General features: G+C 62.2%; 21 protein-coding genes. 14 read left to right on the top strand and 7 right to left on the bottom strand.

The features are described from left to right. Positions 1-77 precede the first annotated feature (77 nt). Positions 78-653 carry a peroxiredoxin gene (locus B5526_RS34620; RefSeq protein WP_079544126.1) on the top strand — a complete coding sequence of 192 codons (576 nt, stop codon included), beginning with the start codon at positions 78-80 and terminating at the stop codon, positions 651-653. A gap of 142 nt (positions 654-795) precedes the next feature. On the opposite strand, the gene B5526_RS34625 is transcribed toward B5526_RS34620, so the two are convergent. Both B5526_RS34625 and B5526_RS34630 read right to left on the bottom strand, forming a co-directional pair. Then, a complete protein-coding gene (locus B5526_RS34625; protein ID WP_079544127.1) occupies positions 796-1,491 on the bottom strand; it encodes a uracil-DNA glycosylase in 696 nt (231 codons plus the stop codon). After that, a complete protein-coding gene (locus tag B5526_RS34630; protein WP_079544128.1) occupies positions 1,469-2,098 on the bottom strand; it encodes an NYN domain-containing protein in 630 nt (209 codons plus the stop codon). The genes B5526_RS34625 and B5526_RS34630 overlap by 23 nt, the downstream gene beginning before the upstream one ends. Positions 2,099-2,443: 345 nt before the next feature. Between B5526_RS34630 and rpoZ the strand changes: the two genes are divergently transcribed. The 9 genes from rpoZ (at position 2,444) to recO (ending at position 10,818) form a co-directional block, all read left to right on the top strand. Then, entirely contained in the window at positions 2,444-2,836 is a 393-nt protein-coding gene (gene rpoZ, locus B5526_RS34635; RefSeq protein WP_024512695.1) for a DNA-directed RNA polymerase subunit omega, read from the top strand. Between the two features lie 309 nt (positions 2,837-3,145). Beyond that, positions 3,146-5,440 carry a RelA/SpoT family protein gene (locus tag B5526_RS34640; RefSeq protein WP_079544129.1) on the top strand — a complete coding sequence of 765 codons (2,295 nt, stop codon included), beginning with the start codon at positions 3,146-3,148 and terminating at the stop codon, positions 5,438-5,440. Between the two features lie 125 nt (positions 5,441-5,565). Continuing rightward, positions 5,566-6,348 (top strand): pyridoxine 5'-phosphate synthase, encoded by a 783-nt coding sequence (locus tag B5526_RS34645; protein ID WP_079544130.1) that lies wholly within the window; start codon positions 5,566-5,568, stop codon positions 6,346-6,348. Then, positions 6,345-6,764, top strand: coding sequence for a holo-ACP synthase (acpS, locus tag B5526_RS34650; protein WP_079544131.1), 420 nt, complete (start codon positions 6,345-6,347; stop codon positions 6,762-6,764). The genes B5526_RS34645 and acpS overlap by 4 nt, the downstream gene beginning before the upstream one ends. 293 nt (positions 6,765-7,057) lie before the next feature. Continuing rightward, entirely contained in the window at positions 7,058-7,816 is a 759-nt protein-coding gene (lepB, locus tag B5526_RS34655) for a signal peptidase I (protein WP_079544132.1), read from the top strand. After that, complete coding sequence (gene rnc / locus B5526_RS34660; protein WP_079544133.1) at positions 7,813-8,631, top strand: ribonuclease III; 819 nt, start codon at positions 7,813-7,815, stop codon at positions 8,629-8,631. The genes lepB and rnc overlap by 4 nt, the downstream gene beginning before the upstream one ends. Continuing rightward, positions 8,621-9,559, top strand: coding sequence for a GTPase Era (gene era / locus B5526_RS34665; protein WP_079544134.1), 939 nt, complete (start codon positions 8,621-8,623; stop codon positions 9,557-9,559). Before rnc ends, era begins: the two co-directional genes overlap by 11 nt. Before the next feature lie 15 nt (positions 9,560-9,574). Further along, positions 9,575-9,955, top strand: a complete 381-nt coding sequence (locus tag B5526_RS34670) for a hypothetical protein (protein ID WP_079544135.1) — start codon at positions 9,575-9,577, stop codon at positions 9,953-9,955. A gap of 107 nt (positions 9,956-10,062) precedes the next feature. Next, positions 10,063-10,818 carry a DNA repair protein RecO gene (gene recO / locus B5526_RS34675; protein WP_079544136.1) on the top strand — a complete coding sequence of 252 codons (756 nt, stop codon included), beginning with the start codon at positions 10,063-10,065 and terminating at the stop codon, positions 10,816-10,818. A 146-nt stretch (positions 10,819-10,964) separates the two neighbouring features. On the opposite strand, the gene B5526_RS34680 is transcribed toward recO, so the two are convergent. Next, the gene (locus B5526_RS34680; RefSeq protein WP_079544137.1) at positions 10,965-11,207 is read right to left on the bottom strand and encodes a hypothetical protein; all 243 of its coding nucleotides are present in this window, start codon (positions 11,205-11,207) and stop codon (positions 10,965-10,967) included. Between the two features lie 198 nt (positions 11,208-11,405). Further along, positions 11,406-11,651: a hypothetical protein gene (locus tag B5526_RS34685; RefSeq protein WP_079544138.1), complete on the bottom strand. Its 246-nt coding sequence runs from the start codon at positions 11,649-11,651 to the stop codon at positions 11,406-11,408. A 435-nt stretch (positions 11,652-12,086) separates the two neighbouring features. Between B5526_RS34685 and parC the strand changes: the two genes are divergently transcribed. Continuing rightward, a complete protein-coding gene (gene parC / locus B5526_RS34690; RefSeq protein ID WP_079544139.1) occupies positions 12,087-14,339 on the top strand; it encodes a DNA topoisomerase IV subunit A in 2,253 nt (750 codons plus the stop codon). Positions 14,340-14,469: 130 nt separating this feature from the next. Here the strand turns inward: parC and chrA are convergent, their stop codons facing one another. Further along, a complete protein-coding gene (gene chrA / locus B5526_RS34695; protein ID WP_079545886.1) occupies positions 14,470-15,855 on the bottom strand; it encodes a chromate efflux transporter in 1,386 nt (461 codons plus the stop codon). Positions 15,856-15,860: 5 nt separating this feature from the next. Beyond that, complete coding sequence (locus B5526_RS34700) at positions 15,861-16,679, bottom strand: chromate resistance protein ChrB domain-containing protein (protein WP_079544140.1); 819 nt, start codon at positions 16,677-16,679, stop codon at positions 15,861-15,863. A gap of 156 nt (positions 16,680-16,835) precedes the next feature. On the opposite strand from B5526_RS34700, the gene B5526_RS34705 reads away from it, so the two are divergent. The 3 genes from B5526_RS34705 (at position 16,836) to B5526_RS34715 (ending at position 19,213) form a co-directional block, all read left to right on the top strand. Then, a complete protein-coding gene (locus tag B5526_RS34705) occupies positions 16,836-17,285 on the top strand; it encodes a hypothetical protein (protein WP_079544141.1) in 450 nt (149 codons plus the stop codon). A 167-nt stretch (positions 17,286-17,452) separates the two neighbouring features. After that, positions 17,453-18,283, top strand: coding sequence for an N-acyl homoserine lactonase family protein (locus B5526_RS34710; RefSeq protein ID WP_079544142.1), 831 nt, complete (start codon positions 17,453-17,455; stop codon positions 18,281-18,283). 33 nt (positions 18,284-18,316) lie between these two features. Then, positions 18,317-19,213 carry a DMT family transporter gene (locus tag B5526_RS34715; RefSeq protein ID WP_079544143.1) on the top strand — a complete coding sequence of 299 codons (897 nt, stop codon included), beginning with the start codon at positions 18,317-18,319 and terminating at the stop codon, positions 19,211-19,213. A 114-nt stretch (positions 19,214-19,327) separates the two neighbouring features. Here B5526_RS34715 and B5526_RS34720 read toward each other — a convergent pair whose 3' ends face one another. Beyond that, positions 19,328-20,812 carry a M81 family metallopeptidase gene (locus tag B5526_RS34720; RefSeq protein ID WP_244562141.1) on the bottom strand — a complete coding sequence of 495 codons (1,485 nt, stop codon included), beginning with the start codon at positions 20,810-20,812 and terminating at the stop codon, positions 19,328-19,330. Positions 20,813-20,817: the final 5 nt, after the last annotated feature.

Here is a 20,817-nt window from a genome sequence, read left to right on the forward strand (position 1 = left end):
TGTGGCTTCATGGTTCGAGACGGCGCAAGTGCGCCTCCTCACCATGAGGTCGAGATTGGAAGCCGAGGAAAAAAGCCATGAACCAGAAAAACCTGCTGGAAGTCGACTGGAGCAAAATCCCGGCGCCGGCCGACGACGGCGCGGCGGCGCATCTGGTCGGCATGACGATCCCACCGATCAGCCTGGTCGCCACCGACGATAGTTCCGTGACGCTGTCGGCGCTAAAGGGCCGCATCGTGGTGTTCGCCTATCCGCGGACCGGCGAGCCCGGCAAGATCGCGCTGGTCGACGACTGGGACATGATTCCCGGCGCCCGCGGCTGCACCCCGCAAACCTGTGCCTTCCGCGACCTGTTCGCCGAGCTGAAAGCCGCCGGCGCCGCCCACGTGTTCGGCCTCTCGACCCAGGAAAACGCCTACCAGACCGAGATGGCCTCGCGGCTGCATCTGCCGTTCCCGGTGCTGTCGGACGAAAAACTGCAACTGACGCGCGCGCTCGACCTGCCGACCATGGAAGTGGCGGGGCTCACCCTGATCAAGCGAATGGCGCTGATCATTGATGATGCGCGCATTACCCACGTGTTCTATCCGGTGTTCCCGCCCGACCGAAACGCCGGCGACGTGCTGGTCTGGTTGAAGGAAAATCCGGGTTAGTTGCGCGTTCTTTCACCGTCATGGCCGGGCAAAAGCGCGAAGCGCGTCTTCGCGCTAGATGTCCCGGCCATCCACGTCTTTGGTGCTGCGACGAAGAAAGACGTGGATGCCCGGGACAAGCCCGGGCATGACGAAGTTGATGTCACCCCAAATCCGCTCTGACCCTTGCAAACACGCTTTGAAACATCGCCGGGGTCAGCACCCGCGTGTTGGTGTTGTAGCGCGAGCAATGATAGCTGTCGTAAAGCTTTACCGCTCCGGCCTGGTGGATGGCGCCGTGGGTGAACGGTGCGGCTGTGCTGCGAAGGCTGAGCACCTTCAGCATCGAGTCATGCGCGACGCGGCCGAGCGCCACGATCGCCCGCAGTTTTGGCATGCTGGCGATCGTCGCCGACAAAAACGGCCGGCAGGCATTGATCTCAACCGGTAGCGGCTTGTTCTGCGGCGGCACGCAGCGCACCGCGTTGCTGATCCGGCAATCGACCAGTCTCAAGCCATCGTCGGGCCGGGCCTGATAGACACCTTCGGCAAAACCGTAGTCGATCAGCGTCGCATAGAGCAGGTCGCCTGCGAAATCGCCGGTAAACGGCCGGCCGGTGCGGTTGGCGCCCTGCAGACCCGGCGCGAGGCCCACGATCAATAACCGGGCGTCGGGATCGCCAAACGAAGGCACCGGCGAATTGAACCAGTTCGGTTCTTTCGCCCGCGACACCTCGCGAAAACCTGAAAGCCTTGGACAGAGCGGGCAATTACGATCGGGTTCAGCGCGGAGCGGGGCGGCGCCAGGGGGCGGCCCGCCGCCCGCTGCGTGCTTCCTAGTCGTCGAAATCGTCGTCATCGCCCCTCGGCGCCATGGTGGTCGCGCGCTGCAGGAATTGCGGCGCGTGATGCCGCGGCTCGCGCGGGGCCGGGCGCTCGGAGGGATCGCGGCCGAGCTTGGATTGCAGTTCCACCAGATCCGTGAAGACGTCGGCCTGGCGCCGCAATTCATCGGCAATCATCGGCGGCTGGCTCGAAATCGTCGAGACCACGGTAACGCGGACGCCGCGGCGCTGCACCGCTTCGACCAGCGAGCGGAAATCGCCGTCGCCGGAGAACAGCACGATCTGGTCGACATGCTCGGCCAGTTCCATCGCATCGACCGCGAGCTCGATGTCCATGTTGCCCTTCACCTTGCGGCGGCCGGAGGCGTCGATGAACTCCTTGGTGGCCTTGGTGACGACGGTGTAGCCGTTGTAATCGAGCCAGTCGATCAAAGGGCGAATCGACGAATATTCCTGATCCTCGATGATCGCGGTGTAATAGAACGCCCGCAACAGGGTACCGCGGCTCTGGAATTCCTTGAGGAGGCGCTTGTAGTCGATGTCGAAACCGAGCGTCTTGGCGGTTGCGTAAAGGTTGGCGCCATCGATGAAGAGCGCGATTTTGTTGGAGGAAGCGGACATTCAGTTTCTCGCGAGTTGTTGTTGCTAAACGTTTTTGGCGCGCCGGCAACGGCCGCGCATTTCAAACAAACATATTGCCCAGCCCGGCGGATCGGTCTGGTCAGACGCCACCGCATATAAGAAGAGGTAAGGGCAATTGTCGTATACTTTACACGACGTAATAAAGCCTTTTCTTGTCCGAACCGCGGTTTGAGTGGTCCGGACCGGCTCGTGGGCTCCAATATGGGGGTAGCAGAGGGATTTGGGCAGGCCAAATCACAAAATAGTCTTGCGAAAAGCCCTCCAGGCCTATAACTAGCGCGCATAATCATCATATCCGGTCCCATTTAACGAAAGCGACAGCTGATGGCGCGCGTCACCGTGGAAGATTGCATTGACAAGGTAGACAACCGGTTCGACCTCGTCCTGTTGGCGGCGCACCGCGCCCGCATGATATCGTCGGGCTCACAACTCACGGTTGATCGGGATAATGACAAAAACCCGGTCGTTTCGCTACGGGAAATCGCCGACTCGACGATTTCGCCGGAGGATTTGCGCGAGGAATTGGTGCATTCGCTGCAGAAATTCGTCGAAGTGGACGAGCCGGAACCCGATACGGTGCCCTTGATCGGATCGGCCGGCGCCAGCGTCGATGCCGACGATACCGAGGTCGCGGTTGAGCGCATGACCGAGGAGGAGCTCCTGAAGGGCCTCGAGGGCCTGGCGCCTCCGGAGGAGCAGCCCGAAGAGGACGAGTAGACCGTCCAGGTCGCCCGCCCCAAGGCGTCGCAATCCCGCCCAATTTAGAAAAGGCCCGGACTTTTGTCCGGGCCTTTGCTTTTATTGACCTTTTCATGGTTACCTTGGGTCCTCATGGGCGCGGACCAATTCCAGCAAGGCTAGCTCCGATTTGATCGGAGGATCGCCGGTTTGGCGTTAGACTGCGTCCCGATCTCCGAAATCGAGCGTTTCCGCAAGCCGCCAATGGCTGCTGCTTCGCTCAAAAACGCACTTGAGTAATATGTCGGCGGGCCGCATCTCGGCCCGCTCGTGAAGGCGGTAATTGCGATGGCGTATTGGCGCCGCAGCCGGGAGCAGATGCAGGCCGCGACCGAATCGGTCGCCGTGGCGCCTTCCGCGCCTGTGGCGGCGAAGACGCCCAAATCGCCGCGCTCGCGCATGATGCGGCAATACGATCTGGTCGAACGCGTCAGGTCCTATAATCCGGATACCAACGAGGATCTGCTGAACCGCGCTTACGTCTACGCCATGAAGGCGCATGGCGCGCAGACCCGCGCCTCCGGCGATCCCTATTTCTCGCACCCGCTCGAAGTCGCGGCGATCCTAACCGACCTCAAGCTCGACGACGCCACCATCGTAGCTGCGCTATTGCACGATACCATCGAGGATACCGAGGCGACCCGCGGCGAAATCGACCAGGTTTTTGGCCATGAAATCGGGGCACTGGTCGAAGGCCTCACCAAATTGAAGCGCCTGGAGCTGGTCTCGCGCGAGGCAAAGCAGGCCGAGAACCTGCGCAAATTGCTGCTCGCGATCGCCGACGACGTCCGCGTGCTGCTGATCAAGCTCGCCGACCGCCTGCACAACATGCGCACGCTGGAATTCGTGCCGCCGGCGTCGCGCAAGCGCATCGCCGAGGAGACGCTCGACATCTATGCGCCGCTGGCGGGGCGCATGGGCATGCAGGAAATGCGGGAGGAACTCGAAGACCTTTCGTTCCGCACGCTCGATCCGGAAGCCTATGCGGTGGTGAAGCAGCGGCTCGATGCGCTCGCCGAACGCAACCGCAATTTGATCGGCGAGATCGAGACCCAGCTCTCCAAGAATCTCCAGAACAACGGGCTGACCGCGCATGTCTACGGCCGGCGTAAGCAGCCGTTTTCGATCTGGACCAAGATGGAGCGCAAATCGGTCGGCTTCGAGCAATTGTCCGACATCTTCGGTTTCCGCGTCGTGCTCAACGACGTCGAAGCCTGCTACCGCGCGCTCGGCGTCGTCCACACCACCTGGCCCGTGGTGCCCGGCCGCTTCAAGGATTATATCTCGACGCCGAAGCAGAACGATTACCGGTCCATCCACACCACCGTGATCGGTCCCGGCAAGCAGCGCGTCGAGTTGCAGATCCGCACCAAGGAGATGGACCAGATCGCCGAATTCGGCATCGCCGCGCATGCCTTCTACAAGGACGGCGTGGGCTCGCCGACCGAACTTTTAAAGCGCGAATCCAACGCCTTTGCCTGGCTGCGCCACACCATCGCGGTATTGTCCGACGGCGCCAATCCGGAAGAGTTTCTGGAGCATACCAAGCTCGAGCTGTTCCACGACCAGGTGTTCTGTTTCACCCCGAAGGGCAAACTGATCGCACTGCCGCGTCAGGCCAATGTGATCGACTTCGCCTATGCCGTGCATACCGACGTCGGCAACAGCGCGGTCGGCTGCAAGATCAACGGCAAGTTCGCGCCATTGTCCTCCGAACTGCAGAACGGCGACGAAGTCGAGGTCTTGACCTCTGAGGCGCAGTCGGCGCCGCCATCGGCCTGGGAATCGCTCGCCGTCACCGGCAAGGCGCGGGCCGCGATCCGGCGCGCGACCCGCACCGCGGTGCGCGACCAATATGCCGGGCTCGGCCGCCGCATCGTCGAGCGTTTGTTCGCCCGGGCAAAAATCGAATATGCCGACGACAAGCTGAAAGGCGCGCTGCCGCGGCTCGCGCGGGCCTCGATCGATGACGTCATGGCGTCCGTCGGGCGCGGCGAGATGAAGGCTTCCGACGTGGCGCGTGCGATGTATCCGGACTACAAGGAAGAGCGGGTCAAGCAATATGGCGCCAAGAAGAGTCTTGCCGACAAACTGAAGCTGAAATCGCCGCCCGATCCCGTGCGCAGCCCGTCGGCGATCCCGATCCGCGGCATAAATTCCGATCTGCCGGTCAAATTCGCGCCGAACGGCGGCGCGGTGCCGGGCGATCGCATTGTCGGGATCGTGACGCCGGGCAAGGGCATCACCATCTACCCGATCCAGTCGCCGGCGCTGAAGGATTTCGAGGAGGAGCCGGAGCGCTGGCTCGACGTGCGCTGGGACGTCGACGAGAGCACCCCGCAGCGCTTTCCGGCGCGGATCATGGTCGACAATGTCAACGAGCCCGGCAGCCTCGCCCAGGTCGCAACCGTGATCGCCGAGCACGACGGCAATATCGACAATATCAGCATGTCCCGCCGCTCACCCGATTTTACCGAGCTCACCATCGATCTTGAGGTCTATGACCTGAAGCATCTCAGCGCTATTATCGCCCAGTTGCGCGCCAAGGCCGTCGTCGCACGGGTCGAGCGCGTCAATGGGTAGTAAGCTCGTCATTGCCGGGCTTGACCCGGCAATCCATCTTGACGAAGAGGATGGATGCGCGGGTCAAGCCCGCGCATGACATTCAGTTATCCGATAGCGTTCTGAATTCGTCAGCGAGTCTAATAATGACAAAAGCTCCTCCGCTGCGCCTCGGCGTCAATGTCGATCATGTCGCGACCCTTCGTAACGCCAGGGGCGGCGCGCGGCCGGATCCCGTGCGCGCGGCGCTGACCGCGATCGAGGCCGGCGCCGACGGCATCACCGCGCATTTGCGCGAGGACCGCCGCCACATCCGCGACGCCGACATGGCGCGGCTGAAGGCGGAGATTTCAAAACCGCTGAATTTCGAGATGGCGGCCAACGACGATATGCTCCGGATCGCGCTGGTGACAAAACCGCATGCGGTGTGCCTGGTGCCCGAGCGCCGCGAAGAACTCACCACCGAAGGCGGCCTCGACGTCGTCGGCCAGCACAATGTGCTAAAGCCGTTCATCGCCAAACTGAGCGATGCCGGCGTGCGGGTGTCGTTGTTCATCGCCGCCGACCCGCGGCAGATCGAAATGGCGGCAAGCCTGCGGGCGCCCGTCATCGAAATTCACACCGGCGCCTGGTGCGACGCCGTGGTCGACGGCCACACCGCAAAGGCGGACGCCGAATGGCAGCGCATCGTCGCGGGCGCGCGGCTGGCGCGCTCGGCCGGGCTCGAAGTTCATGCCGGCCATGGGCTGGATTACGCGACCTCCGAGAAGATCGCAGGGCTTCCCGAGATCGCCGAACTGAATATCGGCTATTTCATGATCGGGGAGGCGTTGTTCGTCGGCCTCGCCGGGACCGTGCGGGCGATGCGGGCGGCGATGGATCGCGGCCGCGAGCGTCTTGCGAGCCAGCCGGATGCGGGCAACGCATGATCATCGGCGTCGGCTCCGACCTGATCGACATCCGCCGCGTCGCCAAGGTGATCGAGCGGCACGGTGACCGCTTCCTCGACCGCATTTTTACCGATGCCGAACGCGCCAAGGCTGAGCGCCGTGCCAAAAATGAAAAAATGGTGGTGGCGACCTATGCCAAACGGTTTGCCGCCAAGGAGGCCTGTTCCAAGGCGCTCGGCACCGGTATCCGGCGCGGCGTCTGGTGGCGTGACATGGGGGTGGTGAACCTGCCGGGCGGCCGCCCGACCATGCAATTGACCGGCGGCGCACTGGCCCGGCTCGAGGCGCTGACGCCGGAGGGTTTTACGGCGCGGATCGATCTTTCCATCACCGATGACTGGCCCTTGGCGCAGGCCTTCGTCATAATTTCGGCCGTCGCTGCGGGCAAACCCTAGGCCTCTCGCGGCGCCCCGTCAGCGGGCGGTCGCAAAACTAAAAATCCTTGATTTGTCAAAGGATTAGACAGTTTTGATGCGGCCGTTGATTGCGCGGCTGCGAACAACCGTCTAAAACGCCGCAGGGATCGAGCCAGGGCGAATTCGGGTTTGCGCCGGAATTCGTTCCAACTATCAGAATCAGGACCATGTTCTTGACGCGGAAAGCGAACAGCTCGTCGCGTGAGGAAAATGTTCTGCCACCGCGCGGGGATTCGCGCCGGGAATTGGGAAAGCCGGGAACTGGGAAAGCAATGAGCGTGACATCCGGAACAAAAACTGAGAGCGGCTTCGGCGAGACCATCCGTGTCGTCATCCACGCTCTATTGATCGCGCTGGTGATACGCACCTTCCTGTTCCAGCCCTTCAACATCCCCTCGGGTTCGATGAAGGCGACGCTCCTGGTCGGCGATTATCTGTTCGTCTCGAAATTTTCCTACGGCTACAGCCATTATTCGATACCGCTGTCGCTGCCGCTGTTTTCGGGCCGCATTTTCGGCTCGGAGCCCGCGCGCGGCGATATCGTCGTGTTCCGCCTGCCGAAGGATGATTCCACCGACTACATCAAGCGCGTGATCGGATTGCCCGGCGACCGCATCCAGATGAAGGAAGGGCTGCTCTACATCAACGACGTGCCCGTAAAACGCGAGCGGCTGAGCGATTTCATCGGCGAAGACCCCTGCGGGTCGGACGCGACCGCGCGGGTAAAGCGCTGGAAGGAAACGCTGCCGAACGGTGTTTCCTACGAATCGCTCGATTGCGTCGATAACGGTTTCTACGACAACACCAATGTCTACACGGTGCCGCCCGGCCACTTCTTCATGATGGGCGACAACCGCGACAACTCGACCGACAGCCGGGTGCTGTCGGCGGTGGGTTACGTGCCGTTCGAGAATATCGTCGGCCGGGCCCAGATGATCTTCTTCTCCATTGCCGAAGGCGAGCACGCCTGGATGTTCTGGCGCTGGCCCACCGCGGTGCGCTGGAATCGTCTATTTACAATCGTGCGATGAACGACGAAGCGCCTGACATCCAGACCGCGCCATCCGGCGAAGCCAGCCCAAAGCCTGACGCCGGCCGCGAAGCCGCGCCGCCCAAGAAGAAGCCCGGCAAAGCCGCCGCCGCCAGGGCGGCGATTGCCGCGATGGAGGGGCGGATCGGGCACAAGTTTGCCGACACCTCGCTGCTGACCACCGCCATCACCCACGTCTCGGCGCTGAAATCCACGCGCAAGCGCGGCGACAGTTACCAGCGGCTCGAATTCTTAGGCGATCGCGTGCTCGGGCTCGCCGTGTCCGATATGCTCTATCGCACCTATCCGAAGGCCGACGAGGGCGAGCTTTCAAAACGGCTCGCCGATCTCGTGCGCAAGGAAAGCTGCGCCGATGTCGCAAAGTTGCTCGGACTGGTCGATGACATCAAGCTGGGCCAGGTCGGAGCGTTGGCAAGCGCACGCCTGCGCAAATCCGTGCTCGGCGACATCTGCGAGGCGGTGATCGGGGCGATCTTCCTCGACGGCGGCTATGCGGCCGCGGCGCAGTTCGTCGAGCGCAACTGGGCCGAGCGGATGCGCAAGCTGCGGCGGCCGCTGCGCGATCCCAAGACGGTCTTGCAGGAATGGGCGCAGAGCAAGCGCCTGCCGACGCCGGTGTACCGCGAGATCGAGCGCACCGGGCCGCATCACGACCCGCAGTTTCGCGTCGCCGTGGATTTGCCGGGCTTAGAGCCTGCCGAAGGCGTCGGCGGCAACAAGCGGGCCGCCGAAAAGGACGCGGCATCGGTGATGATCAAGCGCGAAGGCGTCGGTGGCGGCGGCAATGACGGATAATTCCCAAGGCGATGCCGCGCCAGCCGCGCCGGCCACCCGCTGCGGTTTTGTCGCGCTGATCGGCGCCCCCAATGTCGGCAAGTCTACCCTGGTCAATGCGCTGGTCGGCTCCAAGGTCACGATCGTCTCGCGCAAGGTGCAGACCACCCGCGCGCTGATCCGCGGCATCGTGATCGAGGACAGATCCCAGATCATCCTGGTCGATACCCCCGGGATCTTCTCGCCGAAGCGGCGGCTCGATCGCGCCATGGTGTCGACCGCATGGAGCGGGGCGCATGACGCCGATCTCGTCTGCGTTCTGCTCGACGCGAAGGCGGGCCTCGACGAGGAGGCTGATGCGATATTGACAAAACTTGCGAGCGTGGATCACGAGAAAATTCTGGTGCTGAACAAGATCGACCTGGTGCCGCGCGAAAAGCTGCTGGCGCTGGCGAAGGCCGCCAATGACCGGCTGAAGTTTGCCAGCACCTTCATGGTTTCGGCGCTGTCGGGCGACGGCGTCGGCGATTTGCGCCATAGGCTTTCGGAGATGGTGCCGCCGGGGCCGTTTCATTATCCCGAGGACCAGATGTCGGACGCGCCGATGCGGCATCTGGCGGCCGAGATCACGCGCGAAAAGATCTTCCGGCAGTTGCATCAGGAGCTGCCGTATCAGTCAACCGTCGAGACCGACAGCTGGACCGAGCGCAAGGACAAATCCATCCGCATCGAGCAGACCATCTTTGTCGAGCGCGAAAGCCAGCGCAAGATCGTGCTTGGCAAGGGCGGCGCCGCCATCAAGTCGATCGGTGCCGAAGCGCGCAAGGAAATTGCCGAAATCGTCGGAGTGCCCGTGCATCTCTTTCTATTCGTGAAGGTGCGCGAAAACTGGGGCGACGATCCCGATCGCTATCGCGAAATGGGACTGGAATTCCCCAAAGGAAAATAGCGGAATAGCTCTGCGATGAACGTACCCAAGAACGTGTTGTGGTTCGAAGTGCTGCTCTATCTGTCGCTGACGCTCGACGCGCTGTCGGTCGCGTTCCAGGACCGGACGCCGAACGTGGAGATGACGGAGCAGATGATCACGGTCGCGACCGTGATGGCGGCCTTGCTGATCCTGCTGTTGGTCTATTTCGTCTGGCTCGCCGCCCAGCGCCGCAAGAACTGGCCGCGCTGGGCGCTGCTTGCAGCGCTGGTGCTGTCGGTGATCTCGCTGATCCAGGCCATCGGCGATGCCGGCGTCGAATTCGACAGCGCAATCGAGATCGTCTCCTGCGGCCTGACCGCGGCGGGACTGTATTTTTCCTTCACCGGTGACGCCAAGGGCTGGTTCAACGGGTAGTCCGAGATGCCGTAGGCGGGTTAGCCAAAGGCGTAACCCGCCGCCCGAGGAAATAAGAGCGGCAGATTACGCTGCGCTAATCCGCCCTACATGTTACATTGTGTCCCATGGAATGGACCGACGAAGGCATCGTGTTGGGGGTGCGGCGGCATGGCGAATCCTCTGCCATTGTCGAACTGTTGACGCGCGAGCACGGCCGCCATCTCGGGCTGGTGCGCGGCGGAGCCGGTTCGCGGATGCGCCCGTGGCTGCAGCCCGGCAACAGCGTGCGCGCGGTGTGGCGGGCACGGCTCGATGAGCATCTCGGCACCTACGCGATCGAAGGCACGCGGCTGCGCGCGGCGACCGTGCTTTCGTCTTCGCATGCGGTCTATGGCGTGACCCATCTCGCCTCGCTGGCGAGGCTGTTGCCGGAGCGCGATCCGCATGAAGAGATTTTCGAGATGCTCGAGCGCACGCTGGATGACTTCGACGATATCGGCGAAGCCGCCGCCCATCTCATCCGGTTCGAGCTCGCGATGCTCGCCGAACTCGGTTTCGGGCTCGATCTGGAAAACTGCGCCGCGACCGGGGCCACCACCGACCTGATTTACGTATCGCCAAAATCCGGCGGCGCGGTGTCGCGGGCTGCCGGCGACGCCTGGCGCGACCGGCTGTTGCGCTTGCCGGCGTTCTTGCGCGAAGGCGAGGGCGGCGCAAATAGTTGGTCCGACCAGGACCTGCAGGACGGTTTCAAACTCACCGGATTATTCCTGCTGCGCCACGTGCTGGAGCCACGCGGCCAAGGCCACTCCGACGCCCGCGAGGGGTTTATCAATGCGGTGGCCAAGCACCGGGCGAGGGTTGGGGCCGCCTCACTCTAGCCGTCGTCCCTGCGAATGCAGGGACCCATAGCCACCGATCTAAATTGTTAGAAAGCCGTCTGGCCCTGGCGCTAAATCGCAACCGCCGCGGCGTATGGGTCCCGGCGTTCGCCGGGACGACACGTGGTTGGCTTCTAATCGAAGCATCAATGAATAGTCCTATTCGCACTATCCTTGGTTTCGCCGATGCCCTCAAGATCGGCTTCGAGTGTTTGCACCGCCTCGTCGAGACGCTCGCGTCCGCAGATCTGGGCGATGATCGAGCCGATGACGTGAAAGGCCTTGGCGGCATCTTCGTCGAAAGCGTTGGGACCCTCGCGGTCGTAAGTCTCCTTGAGCGATTTGAGGATTTCGACAGCGAGCGGCGGTAACTCGTCGGTAAGGGGCATAAGGTGCTCCCGGTCTAAGAACTAAGATATTGCCGGACTTCCATTTGTTGCATCCGGCGTTGTGGACGGCTTACGCGCGTCGCGGCGTCGGTCAAGTTACTGAAATGTAAGAAATGTCCGCAAACAGCTTTTTTGCAACGTGGTCTCATTTCCCACCAAAAGTGCGTAAAAAAGCCCCGCGCAATGCGGGGCCTTTTTTCAGTTGTAGCCGCTGGTACCGGGAGACGAGCCACCGAACGTGGAATCGCCGGTGCCGCTCAATGTGGTCGGACCGTCCGGATTGCCGTTCGGATTGCCGTTGTTCGGATGCAGGACGACGGAGGGTTCAGCATCCCGATAGATGTGATTGGTCCTGACGTGCGTCTGATGACGAACCGTGTTTGCAAATGCGCAGGTGCTGGAAAGCACAAACACAGAGGCGAAAGCTATTGCCGCAAGTTTCATATTCTTTTCCTTGTAGATAGTTGTCTCCCCTGTCGTGTAGATAAGAGGGGACCGCGGTCCTTCCATTAAATTCGCCTTTAGCTGGATGGCGCCAACCGGTCACACCTCGCAGAGCCTCAATGCTCCGCATCGTCTCCAATCGCGCGTGAGGCGTCATTAGTCGCGATGGCGTTTTGCGCCATGCGCGGCCGTGAGGATCGCTGCAGCAGGCGATGTTGAATGCGCGGTAATAAATGCCGCTGACGTGGAGGCTTTCGGCGCGACCAATAATCGGGGTTTTCCTCGCCCACTCGCCTTCGCAGCCTCGTTATTTCCGATATAAGCGGGCAATCTGATTGGCCCGAATGAGTCGTCATAGGCAGCTTCCCGGTCCACTGGGAAAGCCTCGTAAAACCCTTAAATATTGGCTGCGAAACCACTGAAAGTCTTGAACTTATGGGCAAAACCCTGATTCCGCCGGAACCGGCCGAAGTCCACGAGGTCATGCTGCGCGATGCGCTGGAAGAGCGCTATCTCGCTTATGCGCTCTCGACCATCAAGGACCGGGCGCTGCCGGACGCCCGCGACGGCCTGAAACCCGTGCACCGGCGCATCCTCTACGGCATGCGGCTGTTGCGGCTCGACCCGGGCACGCCGTTCAAGAAATCCGCAAAAATCGTCGGCGACGTCATGGGCTCGTTCCATCCGCATGGCGATCAATCGATTTACGACGCACTGGTGCGTCTCGCGCAGGATTTTTCGTCGCGCTATCCGCTGGTCGACGGCCAGGGCAATTTCGGCAATGTCGACGGCGATAATCCCGCCGCCTACCGTTACACCGAAGCGCGCATGACGGAGGTCGCGCGGCTTCTGCTCGACGGTATCGACGAGGACGGCGTCGAGTTCCGCCCCAACTATGACGGCCAGTCGAAAGAGCCGGTGGTGATGCCCGGCGGCTTTCCGAACCTGCTCGCCAACGGCGCGCAGGGCATCGCGGTCGGCATGGCGACCTCGATCCCGCCGCACAACGCGGCTGAACTTTGCGACGCGGCGCTGCATCTGATCGACAAGCCCGAGGCGAAGTCGAAGACGCTGCTGAAATGGGTCAAGGGTCCGGATTTCCCGACCGGCGGCATCATCGTCGATTCCAAGGAGGCGATCGCCGAGGCTTACACCACCGGGCGCGGCTCGTTCCGCACCCGCGCCAAGTGGAACCAGGAAGAGGGCGCCCGCGGCACCTGGGTGATCGTCATCACCGAAATTCCCTTCATGGTGCAGAAGTCGCGGTTGGTGGAAAAGATCGCCGAGCTGCTCAACGAAAAGAAGCTGCCGCTGGTCGAAACCGTCCGGGATGAATCGGCCGAAGACATCCGCCTCGTGATCGAGCCGAAATCGCGCGCGGTCGATCCGGAACTCCTGATGGAATCGCTGTTCCGGCTGACCGAGCTGGAAAGCCGGATTCCGTTGAACCTCAACGTGCTGGTGAAGGGCCGCATCCCGAAGGTGCTGGGCCTTGCCGAGTGCTTGCGCGAGTGGCTCGATCACCTGCGCGACGTGCTGGTCCGCCGCACCAATTATCGGAAAGAGCAGATCGAGAACCGGCTGGAAGTGCTCGGCGGCTATCTGATCGCGTATCTCAACATCGACAAGGTGATAAAGATCATCCGCACCGAGGATGAACCAAAGCCGGCCTTGATAAAGGCGTTCAAGCTCACCGAGGTGCAGGCCGACGCCATCCTCAACATGCGGCTGCGCAGTTTGCGCAAGCTCGAGGAATTCGAGATCCGCACCGAGGACAAGAATCTTCGGAACGAATTGAAAGGCGTCAAGGCGATCCTCGCCTCCGAAGCCGAGCAATGGTCCAAGGTCGGCGAGCAAGTGCGGAAAGTCCGCGACATGTTTGGGCCGAAGACGCCGCTCGGCAAGCGCCGCACCCATTTTGCCGATGCGCCCGAGCACGATCTCGCCGCGATCGAGGAAGCGTTCGTTGAGCGCGAGCCGGTTACCATCGTCGTCTCCGACAAGGGCTGGGTGCGTACGCTGAAGGGCCATGTCGACGATCTCTCGGGGCTGACGTTCAAGACCGACGACAGCCTTGGTTTTGCGTTCTTCGCCGAGACGACGTCAAAACTGCTGCTGTTCGCGACCAACGGTAAATTCTATTCGCTCGATGTCGCAAAACTGCCGGGCGGGCGCGGCCATGGCGAGCCGATCCGGATGTTCATCGACATGGAGCAGGACGCGGCCATCGTGTCGCTGTTCGTCAACAAGGGCGGCCGCAAATTCTTGATCGCGAGCGGGGAGGGCCAAGGTTTTGTCGTCAACGAGGACGATTGCGTCGGCAATACCCGCAAGGGCAAGCAGGTGCTCAACGTCGAGATGCCGAACGAGGCGCGGGCGATTGCAACCGTTGCCGGCGACACCGTTGCGGTGATCGGCACCAACCACAAGATGGTGATCTTCCCGATCGACCAGGTGCCGGAGATGGCGCGCGGCCGCGGCGTGCGCCTGCAGAAGTACACTAGTGCCGCGCTGTCGGATGTCACGACCTTCGATTCCAAGGCCGGCCTGACCTGGAAGGATTCGGCCGGCCGCGACCAGAGCATGAGTTTCAAGGAACTGTCCGACTGGCGCGGCAACCGCGCCGACGCCGGCCGTCTCGCGCACGGCCTGCCGAAGTCGAACAAGTTTGGAAGAGGCGTGGAGTAATCTCTCGTCGTCCCTGCGAAAGCAGGGACCCATACGCCGCGGCTTATCGTTAAGGCGCAGCGACAGTTGCTTTCTTTAACAACGAGCACCTGTGGTTATGGGTCCCTGCTTTCGCAGGGACGACGTAAACTCAAATCACCCCCACCAGCCGCAACAACACGCCCGCCACGCATGAGCCGCCCAGCACGGTCAGCATCCCCAGATTGAAGCGGAATACCGCGGTCGCAGCCGCCACCGCCAGCACCAGCGCGGCGACATCGACGCTGGAAAACACCGGCATATCGAACGAGAGGCCGAACGACCGCACGGCTACGGTTTCGCGGAACACGGTGTGCAGCGCGAACCAGATCGACAGATTGAGGATGACGCCGACGACGGCGGCGGTGATCGCGGTCAGCGCGCCGGCAAGGCCCCTGTTGCCGCGCAGGGTCTCGATGAAGGGCGCGCCGAGAAAAATCCAGAGGAAGCAGGGCGTGAAGGTGACCCAGGTCGCCAGCAATCCGCCGAGCGTACCCGCCAGCATCGGCGACAGCGTGCCGGGATCGCGGAACGCGGCCATGAAGCCGACGAACTGCAGCACCATGATCAGCGGCCCCGGCGTGGTCTCGGCCATGCCCAGACCGTCGAGCATCTCGCGCGGGGCCACCCAGTGATAATGCTCGACCGCCTGCTGGGCGACATAGGCCAGCACCGCATAGGCGCCGCCGAAGGTCACCAGCGCCATCTTGCTGAAGAACAGCGCGATCTGGCTGAACACGTTGGCCTGGCCGAATGCGATCAGAAGCGCCGCGACCGGAACCAGCCACAACAACAACCAGACCGCGCTCACTCTGAGCGCGCGCGGCACGCTCGGACGGACGTGGTCGGGCGATTCGTCGCCGAGCATGCTGTCGATTGCGGCGGAGCCTTTGCCGCCGCCGTGCGGCACGGCGGCAAATTCGCGGCGGCCGAGTTTGGCCCCAACATATCCGATCACGCCGGCACCGATGATGATGACCGGGAAGGGAACATTGAAAAAGAAAATCGCGATGAAGGCGATGGCCGCGAGCGCGATCATGATTTGGTTGCGCAACGCGCGTTTGCCAACGCGGACCACGGCCTGGATCACGATCGCCAGCACCGCGGCCTTCAATCCGAAAAACAACGCCTCGACAAAACCGACATGGCCGTACGCCGCGTAGATATAGCTCAATCCCATGATGGCGATGACGCCGGGCAGGATGAACAGCCCGCCGGCCATGATGCCGCCGGCGGTACGGTGCAACAGCCAGCCGATATAGGTCGCAAGCTGCTGCGCCTCGGGGCCGGGCAGCAGCATGCAATAGTTGAGCGCGTGCAGGAACCGGCTTTCGGAAATCCAGTTCTTTTCCTCGACCAGAATGCGGTGCATCACCGCGATTTGCCCGGCCGGGCCGCCAAAACTCAACAGCGCCACCCGCAGCCAGACCCGAAAGGCCTCGCCAAAGCTGATGCCGTGGCCGGCCTCAGCTTTGGCGGTGGTCGCGTCAGCAGAAATATCGATCACGGCTTTGCCTTGTTGGTCGGCCAGTTGTGGGTCTCGCCGGTGGCATCGCGGCACCAGCGGTAGAATGCGTCGTAGAGCGCGATGCCGGCCTCGAGCTGCTCGAGATCGTCATCGTACATCCGCGACAGTCCGAGCGACGCCGCGAGCAGCCCAGGCGCTTCCGGACTGAGATCGAGCCGTGCGGTATCGGCGGCGCGCACCATCGTCGCCAATCGCAATAGCGGCGGCGTGGCGAGGCCAAACTCTTCGACCATCACGTCGAACGTACAGAGCTCGCCGCGATGGCTCCAGAATACATTCTCGATATCGAACGGAGCGGCGTTAAAGCGCTCGCCGACCGCGACCACTTCGGACGGCGCGACAAACAGAAACACCGCGTTCGGATCGACGAACCGCCGGATCAGCCACGGGCAGGCGATCCGATCAATCTTCGGTCTCGCGCGCGTAACCCACACGGTTTGCCCCTGCGCGTTTCGCCCCGGCAGTTTCGATGCGGGCACCAGCGGAAGCTTGGCGGCCTTCCAGCCCTCAAAACCGCCTTCGAGCGTCTCGGCATCGACATGGAGGTGCCGGAGCCACGCCGCAGTGCCCTGCGCGAGTTTTTGCCCGCGCAGGCAGAACACGATCGCCGGGTGACCGGAGAATTCCTCGCCCCAGTCGGCGGCCTCCTCGTGGTTCCGTCTGACGGCACCGGGAATCAGCCGCGGATCGGCGGCAAAGTCTTCTTCCGTGCGCACGTCGATCAGGGCAGGCGTCTTCGCCGTGCCGATCAATCGCGCCAATTTGTCTGGAGATATCAGGGTTGGGGATGACATGAATGCGCCCTCGTGAGAGATACGGGACGCGATACTTGGGCATGTCGCCTCGTGGGGGGATCGCAAAACCCCCATGGCCGTATTACAGCGAAACCGGCGCCCGCTGTCAATGCGCTTCGTCGGGCTTTGCCGCCATCGTGAGGATGGGGTTTCGATATGCATACATTCGCCGCGGCAGGAACTGGCTTCCTGCTCGCTGTGCTGTGGTTCGACCTGATGTTCGACGTGCAGACGCGGAAGTACGACGGCGAGGTGCTGCCGCCCGAAGTACTGGCCTCGATATCGAACTATTACCGCCGCGTCACCACGGAAGCCTATCCGATGAATCGCCTGGTCGCTTTGGTCATGTTGCTGACACTTGCCGCCATCTGCGCCGAGATCGTGGAAGGCAAAAACCCGTGGTGGATCGGATGGGGCTCGATTGCGCTGGCCGGGAGCGGCTTTGTGCCGACCATGATGCGCACCGTCCCCAACGCTCGCCGGCTCGGCAGCGCTAAGGATTCACCGCAAGAACAATCGAGGCTCGCCCGCGCCGTCTGCCGCGATCACATGTTCAGTTTTGCGCGGATGCTTGTGGTACTGATCCTGCAACTGATCGCGAAATAAAGTAGGACGGATTAGCGTCAGCGTAATCCGCCGTTACGCCGGTCGGGATGGCGGGCTACGCTTCGCTAACCCGCCCTACACACCGCAATTTGATCCCGCGATACGCGCAGAAATAATATCAGTGCGTCGGCGTGATTTTCCGCGTCTGCCGCTGAGGGAGGAATAATATGATCCGGACGAGTGCTCTCGTTGCCGTGCTGTTGTCGGCTGTTGTTTCTGTTGCTCCCGGCCAGGCGCAGTCCGCAAAACCGGGCGTCGAGAAACTTTACATTCTCAATTGCGGCGAGGGTGTTGCCGGCGATATCTCGCGCTGGACGCCCGGGGTCAACGAGGGCAAGTCGATGGATTTCGTCGACACTTGCTATCTCATCAAGCACGCGCAGGGCTGGTTTTTGTGGGACACCGGCATTCCTGATGCGGTCGCGGCGATGCCGAACGGCCTGCCGCCGGCCGATCCGAAGGCCGTCTATTGGCGCCGGCCGAAGACGTTGGCGGCGCAGCTCGATCAGCTCGGCGTAAAACCTTCCGACGTCAAGGCGATGGCGGTTTCGCATACCCATCCCGACCATATCGGCAATGTCGAGATGTTCCCGACCGCCATGCTCTATGTGCAGAAAGCCGAATACGAATGGCCCGGCGCCAACAATGCGCCGCGATTCAAGCCGGAGCATCCCGTGACAAAACTGGACGGGGACCGCGATGTCTTCGGCGACGGCAGCATCACGATTCTCTCGACGCCGGGCCATACGCCCGGTCATCAGTCGCTATTGATAAAACTGCCCAAGACGGGCGCGCTGGTTCTCTCCGGCGATGCCGTGCATTTCAAGAGCAATTGGGATAACCGCGGGGTTCCCGTCAACAATTTCAGCAAAGAGCAGACGCTGGCCTCGATGCAAAAGATCGCGGATACGCTGACCAAGGAAAACGCCCAATTATGGATCAACCACGACAAGGCGCAGCGCGACGGCCTCAAAATGTCTCCCGAGTTCTACGATTGAGGAAAAGCGCATCGCGCTTGGGGGAGGCGGCGGGTGAGTGAATGGATCGGGGTCGCGATCGCATTGCTGTCGAGCTGCCTCGGCGGATCGGCGGCGGCAATCACGCGCTATCTGGTTGGCAGCGCCGATCCGGTTACGCTCGCCATTCTGCGCTGGGGAATAGGGTTTGCGTGCCTGCTGCCGACCGCGTGGCTGCTCCGTGTGCGATGGCCGCCGCGCCGCGATTGGCCTGCCGTCGTCACGCTGGGGCTTTGCTTCTTCGGACTGTTCTTCGTGCTCTATAATATCGCGATCGGCTATACCACCGCGGCGCGCGCAAGCCTGGCGCTGGCGACGCTGCCGCTGCACACCATGGTGGTCGGGGCACTGCTCGGTGTCGAGCCGCTGACGATGCGCAAGACCATAGGCGTCTCCGTGGCCGTGCTCGGCGTGGTCGCGGCGCTTGCATCCGGGCTGTCGGCGGCCCCGCAAGGCGCGTGGCGCGGCGAACTGATTATGACCGGGGCGGTATTTTGCATGGCGTTCTATAACGTCTGGTCGCGTCCCTTCATCCAGCGATCGAGCGCGCTCGGTTTTCTCACGGTCGGGATGGGGGCGGGCGCCGCGGCGCTGATCCTGGTGGGATCGTTGACCGGCAGTATAGCGGTGTTGGGCGCGCTCAATACGGCGCAATGGATTGCCGGCGTCTATCTCGGCATCGGCGGCGGCGCGCTGGCGTTCATCCTGTGGGTGATGGCGCTCGCCCGCGCGACGCCGACCCGCGTCGCCTCGACCATGACGGTCAATCCGATCGCGGCGGGGCTGCTCGCGACGCAGTTGGTCGGCGAGCCGATCACGCCCAATCTCGTCGTCGGGCTCGTTGCCGTATTCGCCGGCATTTGGATCGCAACGACCGAACCCGCAAAGCGTGAAATCCCGACCTCATCCTGAGGAGCGCGCTCTTGCGCGCGTCTCGAAGGATGGCCGCGAGTCCAAATGCTGCATCCATCCTTCGAGACGCTTGCTTCGCAAGCTCCTCAGGATGAGGTCGGAGATATATCGCGCCTAGGTTCGAAACACCGGATCGCCGTAAGGGTAATACTGTTTCAGGTCGACATTCTCGTAAGGAAGTCCGTCCAGACGAACCGTTCCCAGAAACGGCTCGGTCGGTTCGACCAAAAGAATCGTCTTGGCAAACCCGTTGTCGTAAAAACCGCGCCGGAAATGCACGCGCGACTTGATCGCCATGACCTGGAACGCATCGATGTCCAGTCCCAGATTTTTCAGCGGGAACGGCTCCATGATCTGCACCAGATAGGTGCTCAGGATCAGCACATTGCCGCGGCCGAATTTTACGCACACCCAGAACTGACCGTGGCCCTCTATGGCGTTCAGGATGGTGCCCTGGATGCGCACTGGTTCTCCTGCCGATTCATCCGCCAGTCCGCCGACCTCCATGTCAAAGGGATCGCCGGCTTTCGCGCCCTGCGCCTTGAGCTTTGCGGTGGTCTTGGCGTCCGCGATCGTTGCGATCAGCGTGTTGGAAAGATCGTGCGCGATGATCTCCTTCAACAGCCAGGTCGCATAGCCGGAGCGGTCGCTGTGATCGGCCAGCACGACCGGCGTCTTGCCGGCCTCGACGGCTTGTTTTGCGAGTGTGACGCCCTCGGGAATGCTGTGCACCTTGGTCGACGTCAAAAGCGCTTTCCGTTGCCGCCACGCCGTCTCTGCCATGTCGCGGCTGACCTCTGCGGCGAGTGCGGGATTTCCATTGGTCAGCACCTGCACCGTCATGCCGACATCGGGCACGTCGGCAAACGGAAAGCCGAAGAAGACATTGACATAGACGTCCGGCTCGCGCGCTTCCCACACCAGCGCCCGCTGGATCAGGTCCATCCAGGGCGACGCGCCGGTCCATTGCAGCACGGTCGGCGAGATGATCGGGATTTTTTTCGTCACATGCGCCGGCTTGTAGTCGCCCCGGATCGCCCGCACCAGGGTTCGCGCCGCGCGCTCGCCCTGCAAATAGCCGTCATAATGCGGAAAATATTTCACCGCGAACGCCATGTCGGCGTATTTCAGGAATTGCTCGTCCTCATTGCCATGGAGATCGAAGGTCGCGGCGATGAAGGCTTTCGGGCCGACCACCTCGCGCACCCGCCGCGCCAGCTCGGCCTCCGGGCGAGGGACGCCACGCACCGCCATGGCACCATGCAGGCAGAGATAGATGCCGTCGAACGGTTTTTCCGATTTGATCCCGTCGATCATCTTGCCGACGAAGGTCTCATAGGCCTCTTGCGTGACCCATCCGGATCCCATGTAGGTCTTCGGCCATAGCGGCGACTCGATGCCGACCAGTTCGACGCCATCGAACTCCCGCGCCATCTTCACAAAGCCGCCCATGAAATATTTCGGGTCGAAATTTAATAGCGCCTCGCCCTTGGCCGGCGAGCCCGGATAGATGAAATCGTCCAGCGTGGTATCGTTTTTGAGAAAGGTAACGGTCTCGTGCGAGAAATGCAGCACGCCGATACGGATAGGATTACTCACGACCG

The organism is Bradyrhizobium lablabi, assembly GCF_900141755.1.
In the GTDB taxonomy this organism is placed as follows: domain Bacteria; phylum Pseudomonadota; class Alphaproteobacteria; order Rhizobiales; family Xanthobacteraceae; genus Bradyrhizobium; species Bradyrhizobium lablabi_A.